At 37.3% G+C, this 579-nt stretch carries 1 protein-coding gene; it reads right to left on the bottom strand.

Annotated features, from left to right (window positions below; translation table 11 throughout):
- Positions 1-579 (bottom strand): MMPL family transporter (locus tag IDG60_RS00210; RefSeq protein ID WP_164826241.1); only part of this gene is annotated, 579 nt, incomplete at both ends.

The raw sequence follows: 579 nt of genomic DNA, 5'->3' as shown, positions 1-579 counted from the left end.
TGCGTTTATGGAAAATACTAATTAACGCAGGTAATAAAGTCAGTGCACTGAATACAGCAAATATAACACTAATTGCCGAAGCAAACCCCATCACTGCTAAGAAATCTATGCCAACTAGCGATAAACCGCATACGGCAATCACAACTGTCACACCAGCGAAGATGACTGCGCTACCTGCTGTTCCTATTGCAAGACCAATGCCTTTAATGTAATCTGTTTCAGTTTTCATAACTTGTCGATATCTGAATAAAATAAATAATGCATAATCGATACCAACTGCTAGTCCAATCATTACGGCTAATGTCAGTGTGACATTTGGTATATCGAATGCATAAGTTAACAAACTGATAATGCCAACCCCAGATGCTAGACCAATCAATGCACTTATAATTGGTAATCCTGCAGCAATGACTGAACCAAATGTAATCAATAACACTACAAATGCAACAATGATACCAACTAGTTCAGAATTACCGCCTACTTCTGTAGATGTCATTCCTGTACCAGTTAACTCTGTTTGTACATTATGATTGTCACGTAAGTCTTTCAAATGACTTTTAACATTATCTCTAGAGCCAT

This window comes from Staphylococcus sp. EG-SA-2, from assembly GCF_017152085.1.
The sequence above is the reverse complement of the archived record's forward strand: the minus strand, read 5'-3'. Positions and strand labels throughout refer to the sequence as shown.